The organism is Campylobacter sp. BCW_6463, from assembly GCF_001762785.1.
Classification (GTDB): Bacteria; Campylobacterota; Campylobacteria; order Campylobacterales; family Campylobacteraceae; genus Campylobacter_D; species Campylobacter_D jejuni.
On sequence record NZ_MJXL01000040.1, the window covers coordinates 1 to 21,242 of the forward strand.

26 protein-coding genes, 1 tRNA gene and 2 pseudogenes are annotated in these 21,242 nt (G+C 29.5%); 6 read left to right on the forward strand and 23 right to left on the reverse strand.

Annotated elements, in window-relative coordinates:
• Positions 1 to 915: methyl-accepting chemotaxis protein (locus AJ884_RS03730; protein WP_002934477.1), on the forward strand; the 915-nt coding region annotated here is incomplete at its 5' end.
• A gap of 42 nt (positions 916 to 957) precedes the next feature.
• Here the strand turns inward: AJ884_RS03730 and AJ884_RS10295 are convergent.
• Positions 958 to 1,041, reverse strand: a pseudogene (locus AJ884_RS10295) (hypothetical protein); the annotation flags it as partial.
• A 19-nt stretch (positions 1,042 to 1,060) separates the two neighbouring features.
• On the opposite strand from AJ884_RS10295, the pseudogene AJ884_RS03735 reads away from it, so the two are divergent.
• A pseudogene (locus AJ884_RS03735) lies at positions 1,061 to 2,801 on the forward strand (PhoX family protein).
• A 37-nt stretch (positions 2,802 to 2,838) separates the two neighbouring features.
• Here AJ884_RS03735 and trxB read toward each other — a convergent pair.
• The 19 genes from trxB to mqnP all read right to left on the reverse strand — a co-directional run bounded on the left by trxB (position 2,839) and on the right by mqnP (position 16,292).
• Positions 2,839 to 3,777: a thioredoxin-disulfide reductase gene (gene trxB, locus AJ884_RS03740; RefSeq protein ID WP_070233491.1), complete on the reverse strand. Its 939-nt coding sequence runs from the start codon at positions 3,775 to 3,777 to the stop codon at positions 2,839 to 2,841.
• 133 nt (positions 3,778 to 3,910) lie between these two features.
• Positions 3,911 to 4,225 (reverse strand): thioredoxin, encoded by a 315-nt coding sequence (gene trxA, locus AJ884_RS03745; RefSeq protein WP_002778629.1) that lies wholly within the window; start codon positions 4,223 to 4,225, stop codon positions 3,911 to 3,913.
• Between the two features lie 56 nt (positions 4,226 to 4,281).
• Positions 4,282 to 4,620, reverse strand: a complete 339-nt coding sequence (locus tag AJ884_RS03750; RefSeq protein ID WP_002851874.1) for a YraN family protein — start codon at positions 4,618 to 4,620, stop codon at positions 4,282 to 4,284.
• The gene (locus AJ884_RS03755) at positions 4,620 to 5,867 is read right to left on the reverse strand and encodes a homoserine dehydrogenase (protein WP_044778705.1); all 1,248 of its coding nucleotides are present in this window, start codon (positions 5,865 to 5,867) and stop codon (positions 4,620 to 4,622) included. Before AJ884_RS03755 ends, AJ884_RS03750 begins: the two co-directional genes overlap by 1 nt.
• Positions 5,868 to 5,870: 3 nt before the next feature.
• Complete coding sequence (locus AJ884_RS03760; protein ID WP_070233490.1) at positions 5,871 to 7,073, reverse strand: LL-diaminopimelate aminotransferase; 1,203 nt, start codon at positions 7,071 to 7,073, stop codon at positions 5,871 to 5,873.
• A gap of 11 nt (positions 7,074 to 7,084) precedes the next feature.
• Positions 7,085 to 7,891, reverse strand: coding sequence for a hypothetical protein (locus AJ884_RS03765; RefSeq protein ID WP_070233489.1), 807 nt, complete (start codon positions 7,889 to 7,891; stop codon positions 7,085 to 7,087).
• Complete coding sequence (locus AJ884_RS03770) at positions 7,885 to 8,823, reverse strand: hypothetical protein (RefSeq protein WP_070233488.1); 939 nt, start codon at positions 8,821 to 8,823, stop codon at positions 7,885 to 7,887. The genes AJ884_RS03765 and AJ884_RS03770 overlap by 7 nt, the downstream gene beginning before the upstream one ends.
• Positions 8,816 to 9,499 (reverse strand): 23S rRNA (guanosine(2251)-2'-O)-methyltransferase RlmB, encoded by a 684-nt coding sequence (gene rlmB, locus AJ884_RS03775; RefSeq protein WP_070210175.1) that lies wholly within the window; start codon positions 9,497 to 9,499, stop codon positions 8,816 to 8,818. The genes AJ884_RS03770 and rlmB overlap by 8 nt, the downstream gene beginning before the upstream one ends.
• A 13-nt stretch (positions 9,500 to 9,512) precedes the next feature.
• On the reverse strand, positions 9,513 to 10,337 hold the full coding sequence (gene rsmI / locus AJ884_RS03780; protein WP_070233487.1) for a 16S rRNA (cytidine(1402)-2'-O)-methyltransferase: 825 nt from the start codon (positions 10,335 to 10,337) through the stop codon (positions 9,513 to 9,515).
• A 2-nt stretch (positions 10,338 to 10,339) separates the two neighbouring features.
• Positions 10,340 to 10,540: a 50S ribosomal protein L31 gene (rpmE, locus tag AJ884_RS03785; protein ID WP_002860655.1), complete on the reverse strand. Its 201-nt coding sequence runs from the start codon at positions 10,538 to 10,540 to the stop codon at positions 10,340 to 10,342.
• A gap of 78 nt (positions 10,541 to 10,618) precedes the next feature.
• Positions 10,619 to 11,275 (reverse strand): 16S rRNA (uracil(1498)-N(3))-methyltransferase, encoded by a 657-nt coding sequence (locus AJ884_RS03790; protein ID WP_002851903.1) that lies wholly within the window; start codon positions 11,273 to 11,275, stop codon positions 10,619 to 10,621.
• Position 11,276: 1 nt separating this feature from the next.
• Entirely contained in the window at positions 11,277 to 11,684 is a 408-nt protein-coding gene (locus tag AJ884_RS03795) for a membrane protein (protein ID WP_002851635.1), read from the reverse strand.
• Positions 11,684 to 12,109: a c-type cytochrome gene (locus AJ884_RS03800; protein ID WP_002851842.1), complete on the reverse strand. Its 426-nt coding sequence runs from the start codon at positions 12,107 to 12,109 to the stop codon at positions 11,684 to 11,686. The genes AJ884_RS03795 and AJ884_RS03800 overlap by 1 nt, the downstream gene beginning before the upstream one ends.
• Positions 12,109 to 12,690: a 6-pyruvoyl trahydropterin synthase family protein gene (locus AJ884_RS03805; protein WP_002858675.1), complete on the reverse strand. Its 582-nt coding sequence runs from the start codon at positions 12,688 to 12,690 to the stop codon at positions 12,109 to 12,111. Before AJ884_RS03805 ends, AJ884_RS03800 begins: the two co-directional genes overlap by 1 nt.
• The gene (locus AJ884_RS03810) at positions 12,687 to 13,430 is read right to left on the reverse strand and encodes a 7-carboxy-7-deazaguanine synthase QueE (RefSeq protein WP_002851883.1); all 744 of its coding nucleotides are present in this window, start codon (positions 13,428 to 13,430) and stop codon (positions 12,687 to 12,689) included. Before AJ884_RS03810 ends, AJ884_RS03805 begins: the two co-directional genes overlap by 4 nt.
• A gap of 2 nt (positions 13,431 to 13,432) precedes the next feature.
• Complete coding sequence (gene moaA, locus AJ884_RS03815) at positions 13,433 to 14,395, reverse strand: GTP 3',8-cyclase MoaA (protein WP_002868437.1); 963 nt, start codon at positions 14,393 to 14,395, stop codon at positions 13,433 to 13,435.
• A 12-nt stretch (positions 14,396 to 14,407) separates the two neighbouring features.
• Positions 14,408 to 14,923 (reverse strand): DUF6115 domain-containing protein, encoded by a 516-nt coding sequence (locus tag AJ884_RS03820; RefSeq protein ID WP_002851715.1) that lies wholly within the window; start codon positions 14,921 to 14,923, stop codon positions 14,408 to 14,410.
• Positions 14,920 to 15,417, reverse strand: coding sequence for a hypothetical protein (locus AJ884_RS03825; RefSeq protein ID WP_002851641.1), 498 nt, complete (start codon positions 15,415 to 15,417; stop codon positions 14,920 to 14,922). Before AJ884_RS03825 ends, AJ884_RS03820 begins: the two co-directional genes overlap by 4 nt.
• Entirely contained in the window at positions 15,408 to 16,292 is an 885-nt protein-coding gene (gene mqnP, locus AJ884_RS03830) for a menaquinone biosynthesis prenyltransferase MqnP (RefSeq protein ID WP_002851905.1), read from the reverse strand. The genes AJ884_RS03825 and mqnP overlap by 10 nt, the downstream gene beginning before the upstream one ends.
• Positions 16,293 to 16,362: 70 nt before the next feature.
• Here mqnP and miaA point away from each other — a divergent pair, with 70 nt between their 5' ends.
• Positions 16,363 to 17,232, forward strand: a complete 870-nt coding sequence (gene miaA, locus AJ884_RS03835) for a tRNA (adenosine(37)-N6)-dimethylallyltransferase MiaA (RefSeq protein WP_070233486.1) — start codon at positions 16,363 to 16,365, stop codon at positions 17,230 to 17,232.
• On the opposite strand, the gene AJ884_RS03840 is transcribed toward miaA, so the two are convergent.
• Complete coding sequence (locus AJ884_RS03840) at positions 17,218 to 17,781, reverse strand: manganese efflux pump MntP family protein (protein WP_070210601.1); 564 nt, start codon at positions 17,779 to 17,781, stop codon at positions 17,218 to 17,220. The two genes, miaA and AJ884_RS03840, sit on opposite strands and share 15 nt — an antisense overlap.
• A gap of 147 nt (positions 17,782 to 17,928) precedes the next feature.
• On the opposite strand from AJ884_RS03840, the gene AJ884_RS03845 reads away from it, so the two are divergent.
• Positions 17,929 to 18,003: transfer RNA gene (locus AJ884_RS03845), tRNA-Glu, on the forward strand.
• Positions 18,004 to 18,137: 134 nt separating this feature from the next.
• Here the strand turns inward: AJ884_RS03845 and AJ884_RS03850 are convergent.
• On the reverse strand, positions 18,138 to 18,320 hold the full coding sequence (locus tag AJ884_RS03850; protein WP_070210602.1) for a hypothetical protein: 183 nt from the start codon (positions 18,318 to 18,320) through the stop codon (positions 18,138 to 18,140).
• A 267-nt stretch (positions 18,321 to 18,587) separates the two neighbouring features.
• Between AJ884_RS03850 and sodB the strand changes: the two genes are divergently transcribed.
• Both sodB and AJ884_RS03860 read left to right on the forward strand, forming a co-directional pair.
• Positions 18,588 to 19,250 carry a superoxide dismutase [Fe] gene (gene sodB, locus AJ884_RS03855; RefSeq protein WP_002851662.1) on the forward strand — a complete coding sequence of 221 codons (663 nt, stop codon included), beginning with the start codon at positions 18,588 to 18,590 and terminating at the stop codon, positions 19,248 to 19,250.
• A 69-nt stretch (positions 19,251 to 19,319) separates the two neighbouring features.
• A complete protein-coding gene (locus tag AJ884_RS03860; RefSeq protein ID WP_070211435.1) occupies positions 19,320 to 20,009 on the forward strand; it encodes a class I SAM-dependent methyltransferase in 690 nt (229 codons plus the stop codon).
• A 12-nt stretch (positions 20,010 to 20,021) separates the two neighbouring features.
• On the opposite strand, the gene AJ884_RS03865 is transcribed toward AJ884_RS03860, so the two are convergent.
• On the reverse strand, positions 20,022 to 21,227 hold the full coding sequence (locus tag AJ884_RS03865; RefSeq protein WP_070210603.1) for a saccharopine dehydrogenase family protein: 1,206 nt from the start codon (positions 21,225 to 21,227) through the stop codon (positions 20,022 to 20,024).
• Between the last annotated feature and the right edge of the window lie 15 nt (positions 21,228 to 21,242).

Sequence of the window (21,242 nt, forward strand, 5' to 3'; positions counted from 1 at the left end):
ATCAACGAAAACATCCTTGCTACTAAAAAAGGTTTAGAACAAGACAATCAAGCTGTTAAAGAATCAGTTCAAACCGTATCAGTTGTAGAAGGTGGTAATTTAACAGCAAGAATTACTGCTAATCCAAGAAACCCACAACTTATTGAACTTAAAAATGTTCTAAATAAACTTCTTGATGTTTTACAAGCTAGAGTAGGTTCTGATATGAATGTTATTCATAAAATATTTGAAGAATACAAAAGCTTAGATTTTAGAAATAAAATCTCTAATGCTTCAGGAAGTGTTGAATTAACTACTAATGCTTTAGGCGATGAAATAGTTAAAATGCTAAAACAAAGTTCAGACTTTGCTAATGCTTTAGCTAATGAAAGTGGAAAATTACAAACTGCTGTTCAAAGCTTAACCACTTCTTCAAATTCTCAAGCTCAATCTTTAGAAGAAACTGCAGCAGCTTTAGAAGAGATCACTTCTTCTATGCAAAATGTTTCAGTTAAAACTAGTGATGTTATCACTCAATCTGAAGAGATTAAAAATGTTACAGGTATTATAGGAGATATTGCAGATCAAATTAATCTTCTAGCTTTAAATGCAGCTATTGAAGCTGCACGTGCTGGAGAACATGGTAGAGGCTTTGCTGTTGTGGCTGATGAAGTTAGAAAACTAGCTGAGAGAACTCAAAAGTCTTTATCTGAAATAGAAGCTAATACTAATTTACTTGTTCAATCTATCAATGATATGGCAGAAAGTATTAAAGAACAAACTGCAGGTATTACTCAAATCAATGATAGCGTAGCACAAATTGATCAAACTACTAAAGATAATGTTGAAATTGCTAATGAATCAGCTATTATTTCTAGTACAGTAAGTGATATAGCTAATAATATCTTAGAAGATGTTAAGAAGAAGAGGTTTTAACCTTAGATAACTAGCTAAAAAGCTAGTTATCTCTAAATTTACTTATTGATTTAAAATTTGATTTTTACTCTTACATAAATTCTGCCAATTTGAAACACTTTTGATTTCAAGACATTGTTTTAAATTTTAAATGGAGTAAAAATAAATGGAAAGAATATTGTTTTTAAAAGGTTCAGCTTTAGGTTCTGTGGTGGCTTTTTTTTAAGTTCAAATTTAAGTGCTGCTATGCTTAAGGATAAGGATTTTCTAGGTTTTAAAGTTGTTGATGCAAGCACACAAGATAAAGTTATAGCACCACAAGGTTATGAAGCAAGGGTTTTAATTTCTTGAGATGATCCACTTTTTAGCAAAGCAAAACCTTATGATAAAAATAAAATCATCGATATGAATGCGGTTAAAAATGCTCATTTGGTTTTTTGGAGATAATGATGATGGTATGAATTTTTTCCACTTTCAAAAAACAGAGGAATTTTAGCCGTTAATAATGAATATATAAATCCTGAAATCATATTTAATCATCATGGTAAAAATTAAGCAAAGAAGATATTTTTTTATATGAGCAAGCTAGTGTGGGTGTGAGTATCTTAGAAATCGAAAAAAAGATGATGATTGGACTGTTTTTAGACTCTAAGTATAACCACAGAATCGATGTAAACACTAAAATGCAAGTAAGTGAGCAGCTAAAAAAGAAGTTTTAAAAAATGAAAAATTTATTCATGGAACTTTTGCAAATTATGCAAATGGACAAATACCTTAGGGAGCTTATATCACCTGTGAAGAAAATTTTGACGATTTTTTTGGAAGTTCAGATGAAAATCTAGAATTTAATGATGCCTTTAAGCGCTATGGATTTAACAAAACTAGTCTTTATGGATGGGAAAAATTTGATGAAAGATTCGATTGAGCTAAAAATATCGATGAAGCCAATCGTTTTGGTTGGATAGTGGAAATCAATCCTTTTGATGCAAAAAGCACACCTGTTAAAAGAACTTCTTTAGGGCGTTTTAAACATGAAAATGCAGAAATTATCGTAGAAAAAGATGGTTCTGTTATAGTTTATATGGGTGATGATGAGATGAATGAATTTATTTATAAATTTGTTAGCAAACATAAATACAAAAAAGGTGCTGATACAAGTAAAATTTTAGATGAAGGCACTTTGTATGTAGGACAGTTTAACGGCAATGTGGGAGATTTTAAAGGACAGAGAAAATGGATAGCCTTAGAATATGGCAAAAACGACCTAGATGAAAAAAATGGTTTTAAGTCTCAAGCTCAAGTACTCATCAATACGCGTCTTGCCGCAAGCATTGTAGGTGCAACTCCCATGGATAGATGTGAATGGATAGCAAGCTATAGACAAAGTGGTTCTAAAGAGGTATTTGCAACACTAACGAACAACAAAAATCGCCAAAAACCTAATGCAGCAAATCCAAGAACTAAAAATGTTTATGGACAAATTTTAAAATGGATGCCAAGAAATTCTCATAAAGACGATGATTTTACTTGGGAAATTTTTGCTCTTGCTGGAAATCCTGATAACCAACAAGGCTTATATAAAGGCTCAAATAATATTACAAGTGAAAATAAATTTAATTCTCCTGATGGACTTAAATTTGATAGAGATGGAAGACTTTGGATACAAATAGATGGATCTTATTCTAATAAAGATGAATACGAAGGCATGGGAAATCAGACGCTTTTTAACAGGACCTATTGCTTGTGAATTAACAGGGATTGCTTTTAGTGAGGATTATACTACAATGTTTGTAGGCATACAACATCCAGGAGAAGGTTTAAAAGGTAGTACTTTTCCTTATGGAAAAACGCCAAGATCGAGTGTAATGATGATAAGAAAACTTGATGGTGGAGTGATAGGAAGCTAAATAAAAATAAAGTTGCTTTTAGCAACTTTATAAAATCTTAATGCAAGCTTTCTATATAAGCCATAGCACTTAATGCAGCTACAGCTCCATCACCTGCAGCACAAATCACTTGCTTAGGTGCATCTTTTCTAAGATCTCCTGCGGCAAAAAGTCCAGCAACACTAGTTTGCATTTTAAGATCAACGCTTACTTGCCCACCTTCTTCCATATTGCATAAAAACTTACCATCGTCTTGTTTTAAAATTTCATTTCTTACATTAAGACCAACAAAAGTAAAAATTCCTGGAACATTTAAATCTCTAATACTACCATCTTTTAATTTTACTTTTATACCAGTAACACCCATTTTATCACCATATACTTCATCTACACTTGCACTAGTAATGAGTTCTATTTTTTCATTTTTCTTAACTTTTTCTACTGTAGATGGAGCTGCTCTAAACTCATCTCTGCGGTGGATAAGATAAACCTTAGAACAAATATTTGCTAGATACAAAGCTTCTTCTAAAGCCGTATCTCCACCACCTAAAACTGCAACTTCTTTATTTTTATAAAAAAATCCATCACAAGTTGCACAAGTGCTTACACCTTTTCCAAAAAATTCATCTTCGCCTTTAAAACCTGCTCTTTTTGGAGCTGAACCTGTACAAACTATCACAGCTTTAGTAAGTTCTGTTTTACCACCTTCTAATTTGATGGTAAAACTTCCATCACTATTTTTTAAAATTTGTTCTACTCCAACCATTTCATGTTTTAAACCAAAGCGCATACATTGTTCATTCCAAGGAGCCATAAAAGAAATTCCATCCATAACTTGGGCTACACCTGGATAATTTTCTATTTCAGAACTTGAGGTAATTTGTCCGCCAGGCATACCTTTTTCAAACATTACTACATTCTTAAGACCACCTCTAGTTGCATAAAGTCCGGCACTAAGTCCAGCAGGACCTCCACCTATGATTGCTACATCTAACATTTACATTTCCTTTATATTGAATTTTATTATTAATAATGATATAAAAATTATTCTTAATAGTAGTTAATAAAAATTATTATTTAGTATAAATTTGAAATTTTTAAGAAGAAGGCTAGTTATACTAGCCTTTAGTTTATAGTAAAGAGTTTAGTTTATCACTAATTGCTTGTTTAGATTGTGCACCAACGAGTTGATCTACAACTTCACCATTTTTAAAGAAAATAAGCGTAGGAATAGAGCGAACACCAAATTCAGCTGCTAAATCACCTTGTTCATCTGTGTTTACTTTGCAAATTTTAGCTTTACCATCAAAGTCGTTTGCAAGTTCATCAATAACTGGAGCAAGCATTCTACAAGGTCCGCACCATGGAGCCCAAAAATCAACTAAAGCTACACCTTCTTTTGCTTGAGCAAAATTATCACTTGTTAATTCAATATATTTTCCCATAATTTTTCCTTTCTTTAATTTTTGTCTAATTGTATTTTATTTTTTTAAATATCAGCTTAAAAACTTATATTTTCGCAAAATTGTATCACATCATTTTTAATGCAAATCAGATCAATCTGAAAATCCGATGAAATTCCATTTTTAAGATGATAAAATTCTATAGTTTTTAAAATTTTTTCAAGTTTTTTTCTATCCAAACGCTCAGAAACTTCATAATCATTTTGAGTAAATTTAACCTCTATAAAATGTAAAATTTCATCTTTTTTGGCTATTATATCGATTTCTCCAAATTTAGAATGGAAATTTCTTTTTAAAATTTCAAAGCCTTGTTTTTTTAAAAATTTACAAGCCTTATCTTCACCTAAAATTCCATCTAAATAAGCTTTTACACCCATTATTCTATACGCATCATAAAAGGCTTGGTTTTTATAAAATCTTGTTTGCGCAAAATTTCAAGCAAATTTTGTATGCTTTTTTCATAAGTTAAATGCGTAGTAAAAAATAAAGTGCTGTAATTTTCATCATTTTTTTTAGGTTTTTGTAAAAAACTATCGATAGAAATATTATTTTCACTCATCAATTGTGTGATTTTAGATAAAACCCCTATTTTATCTTCAACTTTCACCCTTAAATAATATTTTGTATAAATTTCATCTTTGCTTAAAAGCTCGTATTCTAAAGTATTCACAAAACCAAGCATTGGTGCTTTTACCTGATCTCTTGCTATATCCATAAGATCTGAAATCACAGCACTTGCAGTGGCCTCTCCTCCTGCTCCTGCTCCATAATACAAACTTTCACCCAACAAATCTCCATTAATACTTATAGCATTCATCACTCCATCGACTTTTGCAAGCATTTTTTCTTTATCTATCATAGTAGGATGCACTCTTAATTCTACTTTATCTTCACGCACCTTGGCTATACCTAAAAGTTTTATGGTAAATTCAAACTCATTAGCAAAATACATGTCTTCAGGCGCAATTTCGCTAATACCCTCGATCAAAATATCTTCAGGTTTAGCTTTAAGATTATAAGCGATACTTGATAAAACAAGCAGTTTATGAGCTGCATCTTGTCCTTCTATGTCAAAAGTTGGATCAGCTTCTGCATAGCCTAAATTTTGAGCTATTTGTAAGGCTTGTTTAAAACTCATATTTTTTTGACTCATAGAACTTAAAATATAATTACTCGTACCATTTAAAATCCCTTTTATAGCCAAAATATTATTTGCACTTAAACCTTCTTTTAAAACCTTTATAATAGGAATTCCCCCAGCCACACTTGCTTCATAACCAAAGGCTAAATTTTTAGCCAAATTTTCAAGTTCATAACGATGATAAGCAAGCATAGCTTTATTTGCAGTAACAACAGCTTTTTTCTTTTTTAAAATTTCACTCACTATTTTAAAAGCTTCATCCACTCCACCCATTAACTCTACAAAAACATCTACATCAGCATTTAAAATTTCTTCAACGCTATGAGTAATTGGAATTAAAGCGTTTTTTTTAGGACTTCTAGCAAGAGCGATCACAGGAGTTATGCTTTGCCCACATCTCGCACGAATAAGTTTATTGTTTTCTAAAAGAAATTTAACCACTGCACTTCCAACAGTGCCATAACCAAGAATTGCTACTTTCATAACTTACTCTTTTAAATATTTTTTGATATTGCGTGCAGCTTGGCGTATGCGATTTTCATTTTCAATTAAAGCAATTCTTACATACTCATCACCTGCTTCGCCAAAACCTACCCCAGGACTTACTGCAACACTAGCACGTTGTAAAAGTTGCTTTGAAAATTCTAAACTTTTTAAATGTCTTTTGCTTTCAGGGAGTTTTGCCCAAACAAACATACTTGCTCTTGGTTTTTGAAGTTTCCAGCCTGCGTTTTCAAAAGCTTCAAGTAAAATGTGCATTCTTTTATCATAAGTTGCACGGATTTCATCCACACAAGTTTGATCTCCATCTAAAGCTATGGTAGCTGATACTTGAATAGGCGTATACATACCATAATCAAACCAAGATTTTATTTTTTTAAGCGCACTGACTAAGCGTTTATTTCCTACTACAAAACCTACACGCCAGCCTGCCATATTGTAAGATTTTGAAAGAGTGTAAGTTTCTACCGCTACATCTTTTGCACCTTCAATTTCCAAAATAGAAGGAGTTTTATAGTCATCATAAGTTAAATCTGCATATGCAATATCTGAAATAATATAAAATCTTTCTTTTTTTGCCGTTGCTATCAATCTTTCATAAAAACTTTTCTCACAAGTTACTGTTGTTGGATTATGCGGGAAATTAACAACGACATATTTTGGACGCGGGATGCTTTCATTTAAAGTTTTATGTAAATTTTCAAAAAATTGATTTTCATCAAGCTCAAATTTTTCATTATAAGCTAAAGGCATTTTTGCTACATTGCCTCCTGCTATAATAAAAGCTTGAGTATGTATAGGATAAGCAGGAGTTGGCACAATAGCAACATCTCCAGGATTTATAATCGCTCTTGCAAGATTTACAAAACCCTCTTTTGAACCCATGGTAGCTACAACTTCATTTTCAGGATCTAGATTGACATTATATTTTCTTTTATACCAATTACAAATTGCTAAGCGAAGTTTATAAATCCCCATGGATGTAGAATATCCCGAGGTTTTATCTTTGTTAGCGCTTTCACAAAGTTTATCTATAATGTGTTGTGGAGTTTTACCATCGGGATTTCCCATTGAAAAGTCGATGATATCCTCTCCAGCACGTCTTGCTGCCATTTTTATCGCATTTACTTCTGCGAAAACATAATTTGGAAGTCTTTCTATGGTATTAAAACGGATTTCATCAAACATTTCTTAATCCTTTATTTTTTAAGTGTGATTTTTAAACCCCTGCGTATATTATCTAAACTATACATATCGCTTACAATAGCATATATAGCACCATTTGGAATAAGTTCTGAAAAATGATTATTTTTATTTTCACTTTTTACTGCTTTAATTAGATTTAGATTTTTATCTAAAAAGAAGATTTTAGGAAACCAATTGTCTAAATCATTTGCATCAATAATCAAATTTGTAGCATTTTTTAAATCAAGCACATAGTCTTTAAGGGGTTTTTCTAATGATTTTGGAGTATTTAAATTAACATTTGTATTGGTTTTTAATACAGCATTGGAAAAATTTAAATCATATTCATAATCATATGCCCCAATACGCTTAATATTATTTATATAGACAGAATTTTCTTTTAAGAGATTGTAAAGCGTTCCAGGATCTAAAACATATTGAGATTCTACTTGTATGGTATAGTCAATATTTCCTTCTCTTAAAATCAAATCTGTAGGGATAAAATATATATATCCGGCATCTGTTAAAACATCGGATAAAATTTTAAAAAACATAACTTCATCAGCTTTTGCTTTAAAATTTAGTCTTAGACTTTGAGGATTTGATAGTGTTAAGGTAATTAAAGAGTTGGTTTTTAATATTTGAGATATTTTTGCAATATCACAATTTCCATTATTATCTATGTAAGAATTATTTGAAAATAATAATTCTAGTTGAGAATTTTTACTAGGATTGTTTATTAAATTTTTTGCCAAATCAAGACTTGAGATTGCAAAAGATATATTAACATAAAGAGTAAGAATAATAATTTTTTTTACCATTCTTTACCTTTATTTAATTTTGCAAATTCAGCAGCTGAAATACTTGTAATTTTTCCGTCTTTAATCAAGAAACGTTTTGAAATTCCTGCAGGAAATTTTTGTTCTTTATTTTCTTGATCAAATATTGTTAAAGCTGCAGCTCCTGTTAAAATTAACTGATCTTTATCTAAAGAAATATTAAAATCTTTTTCTTTAACAAAGCTTGTTTTTTTAAGGCTTTTTAAATCTATCAAACCTATCCAAATCTTGGTAGAGGTTTTAAAATGTGCTTCTTTTAAAGAATTAGTTTTTGGTGTATTTATGTCTTCTTGGATTTGGGTATTTTTTTCTTCATCGAGTAAGGTTGTGTTATTTTCACTGATATTATTTTCTATGCTTATGTTTTTATCATTTTCTTGTAACGAGATGTTTTGGCTTGGTAAAACGCTCTCTGTTTGATTTGTTTCTTGTGCTTTATTGTTGTCTATAACAACAACATTATTTCCACCTAAAGATTTTAAATTTTCTTGTGCTTGTCCTATGATATCTATAACTGTTGTGCTAGTATTATTTTGTTCATCTTTGAAAAAAGTTTTAAGTGTATCAAAATAATAAATTCCACTTCCTATAATCACTAAAACAATAAGAACAATCAAAAAAGGCCAAGCATTAGAGGATTTTTGACTATAAGCATCTAGTTTTGGGGTTATCATTTTTGATTTTGTTTGTGGAGTAGGATTGTTTTCGTTAAGATAAGCTTCATACTCTTCATTAAAATCACTAAAGTCGAGTTCGTATTCTCTGCTTAAAATTTTAACAAAACCTTTAACATTAAAACGACTTAAAACAGCAAAATTCTTTTCTGCTAAAGCTTCAAGAAAATCAAGTTCAATTTGCGTTTTTGCTGCAACTTCTTTTAAATTTAATTCTTGTATTTTTTTCCAATTAAGCATTTAACATCCTATCACAAAGTATTGCAAAAGCAGCGCTGACATTAAGACTATCAAAATTATTTTTCATCGCAATGCCCACACATTCATCGCATTTTTTTACAATTTTAGAGCTTAAACCAAAACCCTCACTACCCAAAACTAAAACTTTTTTACCATTGCTTATTTTTACACTGTGAATTTCTTTTCCCGAGCCATCGCTCGCATAAAAATAAAAACCCACTTGTTTTAGTTCATTTATTACACTTAAAGCATCGTTGCTTATCACAATAGGTAAATCAAGAGCCGCTCCGCTGCTTGTGCGAATTACTCCTTCCATGGCTAATTTTTCACCAATAAAAATTAAAGCCCCAACCCCTAAAGCATAAGCTGTACGCGTGATAGCCCCTATATTTCCTACATCGCTAATTCCATAAAGCATAACAATAAAATCATTTTTTTTAATCTCATTTAAATTCGCAAAAGAACTTTCTTTAATATCTAGCAAAAAACCTTGATGATTTCCACCTTTCGCATAAGCTTGAGCAGTTTTAAAATCAAGTTTTTTGATTTTAAAACCTGATTTTGCGATTTTGGAAAAAGTAGTTTTATCACATTCTTTTGCTAAATAAAGCTCATTGATATAGTCTTTATGATATTCTAAAATATAAAAAAATATTTGCTTCCCATAAACTATCATATTAAAATTTTACCTAATCTTGACTTAAAAGCAGTTTTTGATAAATTTCTTTTGCATTTTTTCCATTGAACTTTGATAATAATTTTGCTTTTGCTTTTAAAGGCAGCTCTAAATCCATAATATCTTTTTCACAAAGAGTATTTTGCAAAAAATTTTGTTCTTTTGATTGCAGTACTACAACCCATTCGCCGTTTAAATTAGACTTTTTTAAAATTTCAAAAAGCTCTTTGGCATTGCCTTTAAATTTATTTTCAAATTTTTTACTGATTTCTTTAATCAAAAAAATTTCTCTTTGGCTGTCTAGAATCATAATTTGTTCTATCAAAGATAAAATACGCTTGGGGGATTCGTAAATAATACTTGGATAAGGAAAGTTTAAAATTTTTTCTATATCTTTTTGTCTTTCTTTGCCTTTATTTGCTAAAAAACCAATAAAGATAAATTCTTTTTGACAAAATGCTGAGCTTGCAAGAGCAACTAAGGCTGCATTTGCACCTGGTAAAATTTCATAGGTGATATTATTTTCTTGTGCAAATTCTACCAAAGCCTTTCCAGGGTCGCTAATCCCTGGCATTCCTGCATCGCTTAAATAAGCTACATTTTTTTCAAATATCTTTAAATCAATACTTGCTAAAACTTCTTTTTCATTATGGGAGTGTAAGGCTATAAATTTAGAAATATGTATATCAGTGTGAAATTTGGTATTTAATAACGAAATCAAAGACTTACTTACTCTTGTATCTTCGCAAAACACAAGATCGCAAGTCTTTAAAAGTTCTAAGGCTCTAAAAGAAATATCGCTTAAATTTCCTATGGGAGTAGGAATAAAATAAAGCATAATTATTGCATTGCGTATTTTTTCTTAAATTTCTCTACACGACCTGCAGCATCTACAATTTTTTCACTGCCTGTAAAAAAAGGATGGCAATTTGAACAAATATCTACTCTTAATTCTGCTTTGTTTGACTTTGTTGTAAAAGTATTTCCACAAGCACAACTTACTTTGCATTCTATATATTCTGGGTGAATTTCTTTTTTCATTAGTTTTCCTTAAAAATTAAAACAATAAGCCGTGATTATAAATTATTTAACATAAAAAAGAGATTAATTTAAGAAAAGTTAAAGCAAAATTTTTGAAGCTATAGCTATAATAGCTGTTTGACTTTTTAGAATATTAGAGCTTTTAAGAGAGATTTTCCGGTTAAACAATAATCTCTCATCATTGTTAAATCCACCTTCAGGACCTATAAAATATAATTCTTTTTCATCGAAATGACTTTGTTGTTCTCCTTGAAAATCAACCATAATTGCATTTGGAAATTTTTGAACAAATTCTTGAGTGCTTTGGTGGATAATTAAATCCATTTTAGTATTTCTACCGCATTGTTCACAAGAAGAAATAATGATTTTTTCAAATCTTTCTAAATCGATTTTAAAATTTCTTTGTGAAAAATTTGTAAAAACCAAATGTAACTTTTTTACTCCAAGTTCATTTAAGAAAGGTAGAGTTTTTTCTAAAATTTTAATATCTATAATGGCTAAGGCTAAGTTTAATTCACTTTGTTTTATATTTTGTGATTTTTTGTTTAAAAATTTTAAAGTGCAAGAATTTCTTGTTAAATTTGTGATTGTATAGTTGTAAAGAAAATTATCTTGTAAATTTCTAAGATTTAGCTCCGAATTTTCCTTTACTCTTCTTACTTTTAAATGGTTAAAGTTTTCACCTTGAAGTTGTATAAACTCTTCTCCAGCTTGCTTGTTATACAAAAATTGCATTTTATAGATATCTTTCTATTAAAAAAGGCAAAAACAATAAAAAAATTTCAAAAGGTAAAATCAAACAACTAATCCATCTAAAAGTGGCATATTTTCTAAATCTTCTTGCTTTTTTAAAACAAACAAAGTGAAAAATTGCTAAGGCAAAAATTAAGATCCAAGAAAAAATCATTACCCAGATATTGACATTCATTTGAAATTGTTTCATTGCTGATAACAAACAACCTGTAAAAATAATCAAAGCTAAAAATAAATAATAAATTGGTAAAAATAATCGTATTCTGCGAATAAAAATGAATTCGGTTTTAAAATTTCCTTGTGTTAGTATAAGATAAAAAAGCATTAAAAAACCGCTCGCATAAAGACTATAAAGATGTAAAGCTAAAAAGAATTCGTAACTTTGATCCATTATTTTCCTTTGTTTATAAAATCAGCTAAATTTTGAATTTGTTCATCACTTAAAAAACTATGGTTTTTATCTTTTATCGTTTTTATTTTTTGTATAAAAATTTTATTGCTCAAGGTTTTAATGGCCGTGCTGTTTTTAGGTTTTAATTCCCCTTTTTCTCCATGACAAGTGGCGCATTTTTGTTTATATAAAGAGTTGATAATACTAGGATTGACTTCATGTTCATCATTTGAACTTTGTGCTTCATCATCTACAGGTAAAGGCAGGTTGGAGTCACTTAATTCTGTTTTTTCATCGTTTTGTTCTATTTGGACTACTTCTTGATCTGTATTTTGAGTCTTGGAAATATTTTTTTCATCATTAGAACAGGCAGATAAAACTAATAAAAAAAAACTTAAGGCAATTAAAATTTTAGCTTTTTGCATTAAATCTCCTTTGGATTTATAAAAATTTCTTCATTTTTTAATTTGTTATAAAAATCTATATCATTCCATTCTGCTTTAATGCCATTGGAAAATTCTATGTCTTGAAGTGAAATTTTTGGCATTAGCTCACTATAGGCATCTTCTCTAAAACCTTGTGCATAGCCTGTTCTTGTTTCATGAACAATGATGCTTTGTAAAGTCACTCCTTGTTCTCCATTTACCATTTTTGTTTGTTTTAATAAAGCATCTATAAGTATGAAAAATACACGACAAAAATTTTCAGCACTTACATTAACAGGCAGGCAAATCCAACGACTTGAATATTTTTTCATTTCTTCTAAATATTTTGCGTCATCATATTTAAAAAGAGTGATAGCATGATCAAAACTATCAATAATTTGGCGTATATAGGTTTTTAAAAGTCCAAAATCATAGACCATTCCAGCATTATCTAAATATTTGCTTTCAAGTAAAACTTCAACTTTGTAAGAATGTCCATGAATGCTACTTTTGCAACGCTTAGAAGAACAAAATCTAACAATGTGTGCGTTTTCAAATTCAAATAATTTTCTTATAATCATACACCCTCTTTATCGTTCCAAAGACGAATATGAATTCTATCAGAATAATTATAACCATTCTTAATACAAAATTCAGCAATTTTTTGAGCATTTTTTTTAAGGTTTTGCTCATTTTCACCCATAGGCATACAAAAAATTTGATTTGGAGCTTCTTTTAGAATTTCATTGATTTCTAAAAATGAATTATCAAGAGTATTGGCATCTAAAACAAATTTATAAAAACTATCTTTTGCGTAATTTTTAAATGCTTTTAAAGCTTTAAAATTTAATCGTTTATCTTTTTTTATCCCACTATTTTGGAGTTTAACGCTTAAAGCAAAAATACATTCTTTGTAAAAAGGATATCTATCAAAATCAATTTCTATGCTTCCATTGCTTTCAAAGTGTATTTCGAATTTATTTTTTAATAACATTTGGATAAATTCTATAAATTCAGGATTTTCATAATGGATTAATGGCTCTCCACCTGTGATAACAACTATAGGATCAAAGTCTTTTTTTAATTTTATCACTCTTTTTAAAAGTTCATTAGCATTTAAAGTTTCATAACTTTCTTTAAAATCTTTTGTGAAAACAGCTCTTATCGTGTCACATCCAATGAGAGTTTTATCGTTTTTTGATATTTTTACATTAAAACCTAAACAGTTGAAATTGCAACCAGCAAAACGCATAAAAATAGCTAATTTTCCATTATATTTGCCTTCTCCTTGAATGCTTAAGAAACTTTCAACAAGTTGCAAAATTAACCTCCAGTTTGATAAAAAGCACGAGATGAGGTTTCATTATCAACAACACTCCATTTATTTTTTTCTGGTTTATTTCTTAATACTTCTTGTAATATTTCTACAGCGGCTTTAATATCACCTTTTCGAACCGCTTCTTTTATGCTTAATGCTTCATCAAAATAAAGGCAAGGTATTAACAAGCCTTCAGCACTTAAGCGTATGCGATTGCAAGAATCGCAAAATTCATGGCTATGAGGATCTATAATTCCAAATTCATAATCATCTGCCTTGTAAATACTCACAGGTGCTTTTTCATCTTTTTTTATAAGTTGAATTTGATATTTTTGACTCAAAATTTGTATAATTTCATCTCTTTTTAATCCTTGTAATTTACCATAAGCATGAGTATTTTCCATAAATTCTATAAAGCGAATTTGAGCTTTTTTTGATTTTGCAAATTCCAAAAGAGATATCAGTTCATCATCGTTTAAATTTTTAAGAGCTACAGTATTAAGTTTTACTTTCAAATCTAGATTTAAAGCTTCATCAATTCCAGATAAAACACTATCTAATACATCTTTTTGCGCAAGAGTTTTTGCTTTTTTGTGATCTAGGGTATCAAGTGAAATATTAAGTCGTTTAAGTCCAGCATTTTTTAGGTCTTTAGCAAAGTCTTTTAGTAAAAATCCATTTGTAGTTATAGCAAGGTCAATATCGCTTTTATAATCGCTAATCATTTTTATAAAAATACTTAAATCTTTTCTTAATAAAGGTTCTCCACCTGTTATACGGATTTTTTCAATTCCTTCGTCTATAGCTGCTTTAACAAATAAAAAAAGTTCTTCGAAGCTTAATAAATTTTCTTTTGGCTGATAATCGAAAGGAATTTTTGGCATACAATAAAGGCAGCGAAAGTTACATCTTTGTGTAACTGAAATTCTAAGATAATTTATCTTTCTACCGAATTGATCTATAAGCATTTATTTTCCATTCTATTTTATTAATTTCTTAAATTTTAAGACAAGTTCTACATTTCCAGTGCCAATGCGTAAATCTTTAGCGATTTGTTCTATGCTTTTTCCTTCTTTGAAAAGATTTTCTATTTTTTGTTCTTCTGTATCGTAATTTGGTGTAAGTTTAGCCATGCTTTGTGCTTTTTGTTCCAAATTTAAAAGACGATTTTGTTGTTCATTTTGAAAATCTTCTATGATATGTTCCATAGTTTTTAGTGTTCTTAAAACAGGAGTGATTTTTGAACTGATTTGTTTATCAAGTTCAATCATAATTTCTTCTTTTAAAAGAGAGGTTTTATAGTCTTCATCCTCTTCGCTATCATCTTTAACTCCTAATTCTTTACGAAAATAATGAAGTTCTTTGGTAATATCTTCTATCACATTTTGAAGTTTTGCTATTTTTGCATTATTTTCTCTTTCTTTGATATTCATGTAGGCTAGCATTGCAATTAAAAGCACAATTATAAAAACTAAATAAAGTACATCATCACTCATTCTTGGCCTTTCTTATTTCTTATCATATTTCTTTGGATTTCAACAACAAAAGCATCAAAAGCCATTTTGTCTTCAGGCTTAATTTTGATAATTTTTGCCAATGTTTGACTTTGAGCTTTGATAAAAATAGCTATTTTTTGATTATTTAAATCAAATCTTAAATAATATTCTTTATCTTCTTCTAAAATAGTATCCAAAAAATTTAGATACTCAAAATTTAAAGATTCTATTACCCCTTTTTGCTTAAGTGGTATAAGTTCTTTATTTTTATCTAAAGAATTTTCAAGTCTTAAAATATCTTCTTTTAGACTTAAAAGAAGATCAAAAATAATTTTTTCACCCTCGTCAAAATCAATGCGTAAAGCAAGTTTTTTCCATTTTAAAATTTGAGAAATTGCTCCAAGTTTTAGGTATTCTCCAAGAAAACGGTTATTTTCTATTTCACAACATTCTAAATGAGCTTCAAATCCTGCTTTAAAAAGTGCTAATTCCATAATAAATCAATCCAAATAAAAATAAAAAAGATAATACTTAAATAACCATTTAGAGTAAAAAATGCTCTATCAATATGAGCAAAATTCTTATGAACAATTTTATGTTCCAAGGCTAAAATAATACCGCTTATAATTACCCCAATAAGTGCTATTTTTCCAAGTGCTACACCCCAAACTTCCCACACAAAAAGAAGCCAAAATAATACCGCTAAAATATGGCAAAAAGATGATATAAATAAAGTAGCCTTTGAACCAAATTTAGCAGGAATAGAGTGAAGTCCTATTTTTTTATCATACTCCATATCTTGTAAAGAATAAAGCAGATCAAACCCAGCTGTCCAAAAAGTTACACCTAAACATAAAATAACGCTATAAATGTGAATTTCACCCATAATTATAACACTTCCTGCAATAGGCGCAAGTCCTAAACAAAATCCTAAAACTAAATGTGCTAAAGAACTAAAGCGCTTAAAAGCTGAATAAATAGCCAATACCAAAAGCACAGGAAAAGACAAATAAAAAGCCAAGGTATTAATAAAATAAGAACATGATATAAAAATAAGTGCATTAATAATAATAAAAATCCATACACTTTTTCTACCTATTTTTCCACTGACATTAGGGCGATTTGCACAACGAGGATTATCCTTATCTATATCTTCATCCATTAAACGATTTGTAGCCATGGCAAAATTTCTTGCACTTACTGCACAAATAATGCCTAAAATCAACGCCTTAAAACCAAACCAAGCAGTGTCATTTGCAAGTTTTGATGCTACAATCATAGAGGAAAATAAAAAAGGCAAAGCAAAAATAGAATGCTTAAATACTACAAGTTCTAAAATATCTTTAAATTTTATCCAGAATGTGTTCATTTTTCTACTTTAAAATATTTTTTGCTATGATTTTACTAAAATTTTTATAAATTTTAGGATAAATATTAAAATGTTTTTTGAAATAGCATTAATAGGAACAACCGCGAGTGGAAAAACATACATAGCCAATACTTTAGCAAGAGAATTTAATGCTGTTGTTTTAAGTCTTGATAGTCTTTGTGTTTATAAAGAGATTAATATAGCAAGTGCCAAGCCTTCACAAGATGATCTTGCGAGTATAAAATACTTTGGGGTAAATTTATTGAGCGTGAATGAACATTTTAATGTTGAGTTATTCATAAGAGAATATCAAAAAGCAAAAGAATTTGCTTTAGCTAGAAATTTACCTCTAATTATAGTAGGTGGAACTGGATTTTATTTAAAAACTATGATAGATGGTTTAAGTGAAAAAACCTTAGAGTCAAAGAGTTCTTTAAATAACGATGAAATTTATGCTCTTTTATTAAATATTGATCCAAACTATAAAATAGAAAAAAATGATACTTATAGATTAAAAAAATGGCTGGGTATTTATGAGCAAACAAGAGAAATTCCTAGTGAATTTTTAAAAAGAACACAAAAAACTGGGGTGCTTAAAGATATAGAAATTTATGAGCTTGAGTGGGATAAAGAAATTTTAAAAAAACGTATTCAAACTAGAACAAAAGAAATGCTTGATAATGGACTTTTAGATGAAGCAAAAATTCTTTTTTCTAAATTTGATCATAAGCTTAAAGCATTAAATTCTATAGGTTTGAAAGAGTGTAAAGAATATTTAGATGGAGAAATTTCCTTTAAAGAGCTTGAAAATTTAATCACGATACATACTACGCAACTTGCCAAAAGACAAAGAACTTTTAATAAAAAATTTCAAAGTAAAGCCTTGGAATTTGATAAAGCTTTAGCTACTTTAAGAATGAAATTTTCAATCGAAAAATAAATGTTCTACTAGAATTTTTACTCCTAATATAATTAAAACCAATCCGCCTAAAAGTTCAGCTTTATTTTTAAGATAAATTCCAAATTTATTTCCTATTTTTAGAGCAATGATACATAAAATGAAGGTAATAATACCTATTAAAAATATGGCTAATAATAAATTTACATTTAAAAATGCAAAACTCACACCAACTGCTAGTGCATCGATACTCGTAGCAATTGCTAAAGCTAGCATGGTTTTAAAGCCAAATTGGTTGGCATTACTATCGCAATTTTCATTTTCCAATGACTCTTTGATCATTTTTAATCCTATTAAAGAAAGTAAAATAAAAGCTATCCAATGATCAATACTCGCAATAAAAGATGCAAAAGTTATACCTATAAAATAACCAATAGTTGGCATCAAGGCTTGAAATCCACCAAAATAAATTCCAACAATAAGATAATGTTTTAAATGTAGTTTTTTAACACTAAAACCTTTGCATAGTGATACAGCAAAAGCATCCATTCCTAAAGCACAGGATAAAAAAATAAGACTATAAAAATCCATAATAAATCCTAAAATTTTATAAAAAATTGAAGATGAAATTATAATCAAACAAAGATAAAAATCACATAATTTTGATATATTTAATTAAATTTTAAGAAATAAATATATATAATTCAATTTCATTTTTATTTTTTACTCCTTAAAAGTGGCCCATTCGTCTAGCGGTTAGGACATCGCCCTTTCACGGCGGTAACACGAGTTCGAGTCTCGTATGGGTCACCACTTTTTAATTTTTCTTTTAAAATAACTATTTTTTCATTTTTCTATTAAAATTTAATAAATATTAATAATTTATTTTGTAGAATACGGATAGCTTTTGATATAAGTCTATTATAGACTTATATCAAGGCTGGGCATTATTGAGCTGGTGTTTGCTCTTTTGTTTTTTTGTGAGTTTTAGCTTCATGTTTTTTATCAGCTTTAGCTTTTGAATGATGAGCTTTTGTATGTGTTTGATTCACATCGCTTGGAGTATTAGCTGCAAAAACATTAGCTACGAGAGCACCTAGTAATGCTGAGATTAGTACAACTTTTTTCATATTTTCCTCCTTATGAATAATTTTTAGTTGCAAATTAATTGTAATTATTAAAAACCAACAAATAGATATTTTTTGTAAAAATATTTCAAAAAAATATAATTTTTTATATACATTTAAATTATTATTAAAATATATTATAAATATATCTTATTTTATTTAGATTAAATAAATAGAAATTTTACCCACTAAGCTTTTAAGATATTTTTACTCTTTTTAATATTATTATGGTAATATTTTCAATATCAAACTAAAAATAAAGGAGAAATTATGTTTGAATTAAGAAAATTACCTTATGATACCAATGCTTTTGGTGATTTTTTGAGTGCTGAAACTTTTAGCTATCATCATGGAAAACATCACAATACTTATGTTACAAATCTAAATAATCTTATTAAAGATACTGAATTTGCAGGTAAAGATCTTGTAAGTATTATCAAAACTTCAAATGGGGGCGTATTTAATAACGCAGCTCAAGTTTATAATCATGATTTTTATTTTGATTGCATTAAGCCAAGTACAGGCTGTGGTTGTGGCGGTTCATGTCAAAGTATAGATGCTAATTTACAAGCGGCACTAGAAAAAGAATTTGGATCTTTAGAAAATTTCAAAGCTGAATTCATCAAAGGTGCTACAGGAGTTTTTGGTTCAGGATGGTTTTGGTTAGTTTATAATACTAAAAATCAAAAACTAGAATTTGTAGGCACTTCAAACGCAGCTACACCGATTACTGAAGATAAAGTTCCTTTACTTGTTGTAGATGTTTGGGAACATGCTTATTATGTAGATCATCGTAATGCACGCCCTGCTTATTTAGAGAAATTCTATGCTCATATCAATTGGGAATTTGTTGCAAAAGCTTATGAATGGGCTTTAAAAGAAGGTATGGGATCAGTTAGTTTTTATGCAAATGAACTTCACCCTGTAAAATAATTTTAATCCTTTTTGTGTTAGAATGAATTTTGGCTTAATGTCAAAATTCTATACGAAAAGGAGCAAAAAATGGATAATTCCTTATCTGCATATACTCAAAAATATGACAAAGAAGGTTATGGACTTCAATATCCTGATGGTCATGTTATAAGATTTTACGAGAGAATCTTAAAATACAAACTAAGTAAAACAAGTGGAAAATTACTTGATTTTGGTTGTGGAAATGGAGTGCATTCTAAGTATTTTAAAAATATAACGGGGGGGGGTATAGAGCCTTATGGTATTGATATAGTTCCTAGTTTAAAAAAGTTTTGGGAAAAAGATCCTTGCTTAGATTCTAAAAATTTTCACATCATATCTCCTAATTCTAGCTTTAAAAAACTCTTCAATACAAAAATGGATTTTATATTTGCAAATCAAAGCTTATATTATCTTACAAAGCAAGCTTTTAAAGAAGCTGTGCAAGAATTTTATGAATTATGCAATGAAGGAGCTATTATATTTGCAACTATGATGAGTGATAAAGGCTATAGTATGTATGAAAGAGGAGAACTTATGGATAATGGATTACGTGAAGTAAAAGGATGTCCAAGTGGTAGATTGAGCGGTTCTTCATATATACGCTTTACTAAAGACATAGAAGAATTAAAAGAAGATTTTAAGCCTTTTAAACCTTTATTTTGGGGAGATTATGAATTAATTAATCTGTATAATTTTGAAGGCAGTGTGGAGCACTTTATTTATATAGGACAAAAGTAAGTGCTAAAGCACTTACTCTCCTAAACTTGGAGTCATTTCGATAATCTTCCAAGGAAGTCCTTGAGAATTCAGCTCTTCCATAAAAGGCTTAGAGTCAAATTCTTCCATATTAAATACGCCTTTTCCTTGCCAAATTCCTTTAGCGACTAATTTCGTGCCTATCATAGCAGGAACACCTGTAGTATAGCTTACAGCTTGTGCGCCAGTTTCTTTGTAGCATTCTTCATGATTACAAACATTATAAATATAAACTTGCTTATCTTTTCCATCTTTTTTACCACGAATTACGCAACCTATATTGGTATAACCTTTAGTACGTGGCCCCAAACTCGCAGGATCGGGAAGCAAGGTTTTTAAAAATTCTATAGGAATGATTTCTTTTCCTTGGTGCATCACAGGTTTAATCCCTAGCATTCCAACATTTTCGAGACATTTCATGTGAGTTAAATAACTTTGTCCAAAGGTCATAAAAAAGCGTATTCTTTTTAAACCTTTGATATTTTTTACCAAGCTTTCAAGTTCTTCATGATAAAGCAAATAGCTATCTTTCACACCTACTTCTGGATAATCCCACTGTATTTTTATTTCCATCGGCTCTGTTTCTATCCACTTGCCATTTTCCCAATAACGCCCTTTAGCAGAAACCTCACGCAGATTGATTTCAGGGTTAAAATTCGTCGCAAAAGCATAGCCATGATCACCTGCATTGCAATCTAAAATATCTATATAAGAAATTTCATCAAATAAATTTTGCTGTGCATAAGCACAAAAAACATTAGTTACACCAGGATCAAATCCACTTCCTAAAAGTCCTAAAATTTCTGCTTGTTTAAACTCATCATTTCTTGCCCATTGCTCTTTGTATTCAAATTTAGCTAAATCAGGATGTTCATAATTTGCCGTATCTACATAATCAATCCTTGCTTTTATACAAGCATCCATTAAACTCAAATCTTGATAAGGCAAAGCAACATTGAGTAAAATTTGTGCTCCTGTTTTCTTGATAAGTTCTACAACCGCATTGCTATCATCAGCATCAATTTGCGCTGTTTCGATTTGAACCCCTAAACGCTCTTTGATAAAAGCAGCGATTTCATCACATTTGCTTTTTGTTCTACTAGCTAAAGTGATTTTGCTAAAAGTATCAGAATTCATTGCGCATTTTACAGTAGCCACACGACTTACTCCACCTGCGCCTATGATTAAAAGATTTTTCATGAAATTTGTCCTTAA

Excerpts from the sequence above, each read along its gene's own strand:
- AJ884_RS03840 (WP_070210601.1), bottom strand. The coding sequence starts at position 17,781 with ATGGATTTTTATAGTCTTATTTTTTTATCCTGTGCTTTAGGAATGGAT.
- AJ884_RS03755 (WP_044778705.1), bottom strand. The coding sequence starts at position 5,867 with ATGAAAGTAGCAATTCTTGGTTATGGCACTGTTGGAAGTGCAGTGGTT.
- rsmI (WP_070233487.1), bottom strand. The coding sequence starts at position 10,337 with ATGCTTTATTTTATTCCTACTCCCATAGGAAATTTAAGCGATATTTCT.
- AJ884_RS03850 (WP_070210602.1), bottom strand. The coding sequence starts at position 18,320 with ATGAAAAAAGTTGTACTAATCTCAGCATTACTAGGTGCTCTCGTAGCT.
- mqnP (WP_002851905.1), bottom strand. The coding sequence starts at position 16,292 with ATGAACACATTCTGGATAAAATTTAAAGATATTTTAGAACTTGTAGTA.
- AJ884_RS03750 (WP_002851874.1), bottom strand. The coding sequence starts at position 4,620 with ATGGGTGTAAAAGCTTATTTAGATGGAATTTTAGGTGAAGATAAGGCT.
- AJ884_RS03760 (WP_070233490.1), bottom strand. The coding sequence starts at position 7,073 with ATGTTTGATGAAATCCGTTTTAATACCATAGAAAGACTTCCAAATTAT.
- trxB (WP_070233491.1), bottom strand. The coding sequence starts at position 3,777 with ATGTTAGATGTAGCAATCATAGGTGGAGGTCCTGCTGGACTTAGTGCC.
- miaA (WP_070233486.1), top strand. The coding sequence starts at position 16,363 with ATGTTTTTTGAAATAGCATTAATAGGAACAACCGCGAGTGGAAAAACA.
- AJ884_RS03790 (WP_002851903.1), bottom strand. The coding sequence starts at position 11,275 with ATGCAATTTTTGTATAACAAGCAAGCTGGAGAAGAGTTTATACAACTT.
- AJ884_RS03765 (WP_070233489.1), bottom strand. The coding sequence starts at position 7,891 with ATGGTAAAAAAAATTATTATTCTTACTCTTTATGTTAATATATCTTTT.
- AJ884_RS03770 (WP_070233488.1), bottom strand. The coding sequence starts at position 8,823 with ATGCTTAATTGGAAAAAAATACAAGAATTAAATTTAAAAGAAGTTGCA.
- AJ884_RS03865 (WP_070210603.1), bottom strand. The coding sequence starts at position 21,227 with ATGAAAAATCTTTTAATCATAGGCGCAGGTGGAGTAAGTCGTGTGGCT.
- AJ884_RS03795 (WP_002851635.1), bottom strand. The coding sequence starts at position 11,684 with ATGGATCAAAGTTACGAATTCTTTTTAGCTTTACATCTTTATAGTCTT.
- rpmE (WP_002860655.1), bottom strand. The coding sequence starts at position 10,540 with ATGAAAAAAGAAATTCACCCAGAATATATAGAATGCAAAGTAAGTTGT.
- AJ884_RS03820 (WP_002851715.1), bottom strand. The coding sequence starts at position 14,923 with ATGAGTGATGATGTACTTTATTTAGTTTTTATAATTGTGCTTTTAATT.
- AJ884_RS03800 (WP_002851842.1), bottom strand. The coding sequence starts at position 12,109 with ATGCAAAAAGCTAAAATTTTAATTGCCTTAAGTTTTTTTTTATTAGTT.
- AJ884_RS03825 (WP_002851641.1), bottom strand. The coding sequence starts at position 15,417 with ATGGAATTAGCACTTTTTAAAGCAGGATTTGAAGCTCATTTAGAATGT.
- AJ884_RS03860 (WP_070211435.1), top strand. The coding sequence starts at position 19,320 with ATGGATAATTCCTTATCTGCATATACTCAAAAATATGACAAAGAAGGT.
- moaA (WP_002868437.1), bottom strand. The coding sequence starts at position 14,395 with ATGCTTATAGATCAATTCGGTAGAAAGATAAATTATCTTAGAATTTCA.
- trxA (WP_002778629.1), bottom strand. The coding sequence starts at position 4,225 with ATGGGAAAATATATTGAATTAACAAGTGATAATTTTGCTCAAGCAAAA.
- rlmB (WP_070210175.1), bottom strand. The coding sequence starts at position 9,499 with ATGATAGTTTATGGGAAGCAAATATTTTTTTATATTTTAGAATATCAT.
- AJ884_RS03805 (WP_002858675.1), bottom strand. The coding sequence starts at position 12,690 with ATGATTATAAGAAAATTATTTGAATTTGAAAACGCACACATTGTTAGA.
- sodB (WP_002851662.1), top strand. The coding sequence starts at position 18,588 with ATGTTTGAATTAAGAAAATTACCTTATGATACCAATGCTTTTGGTGAT.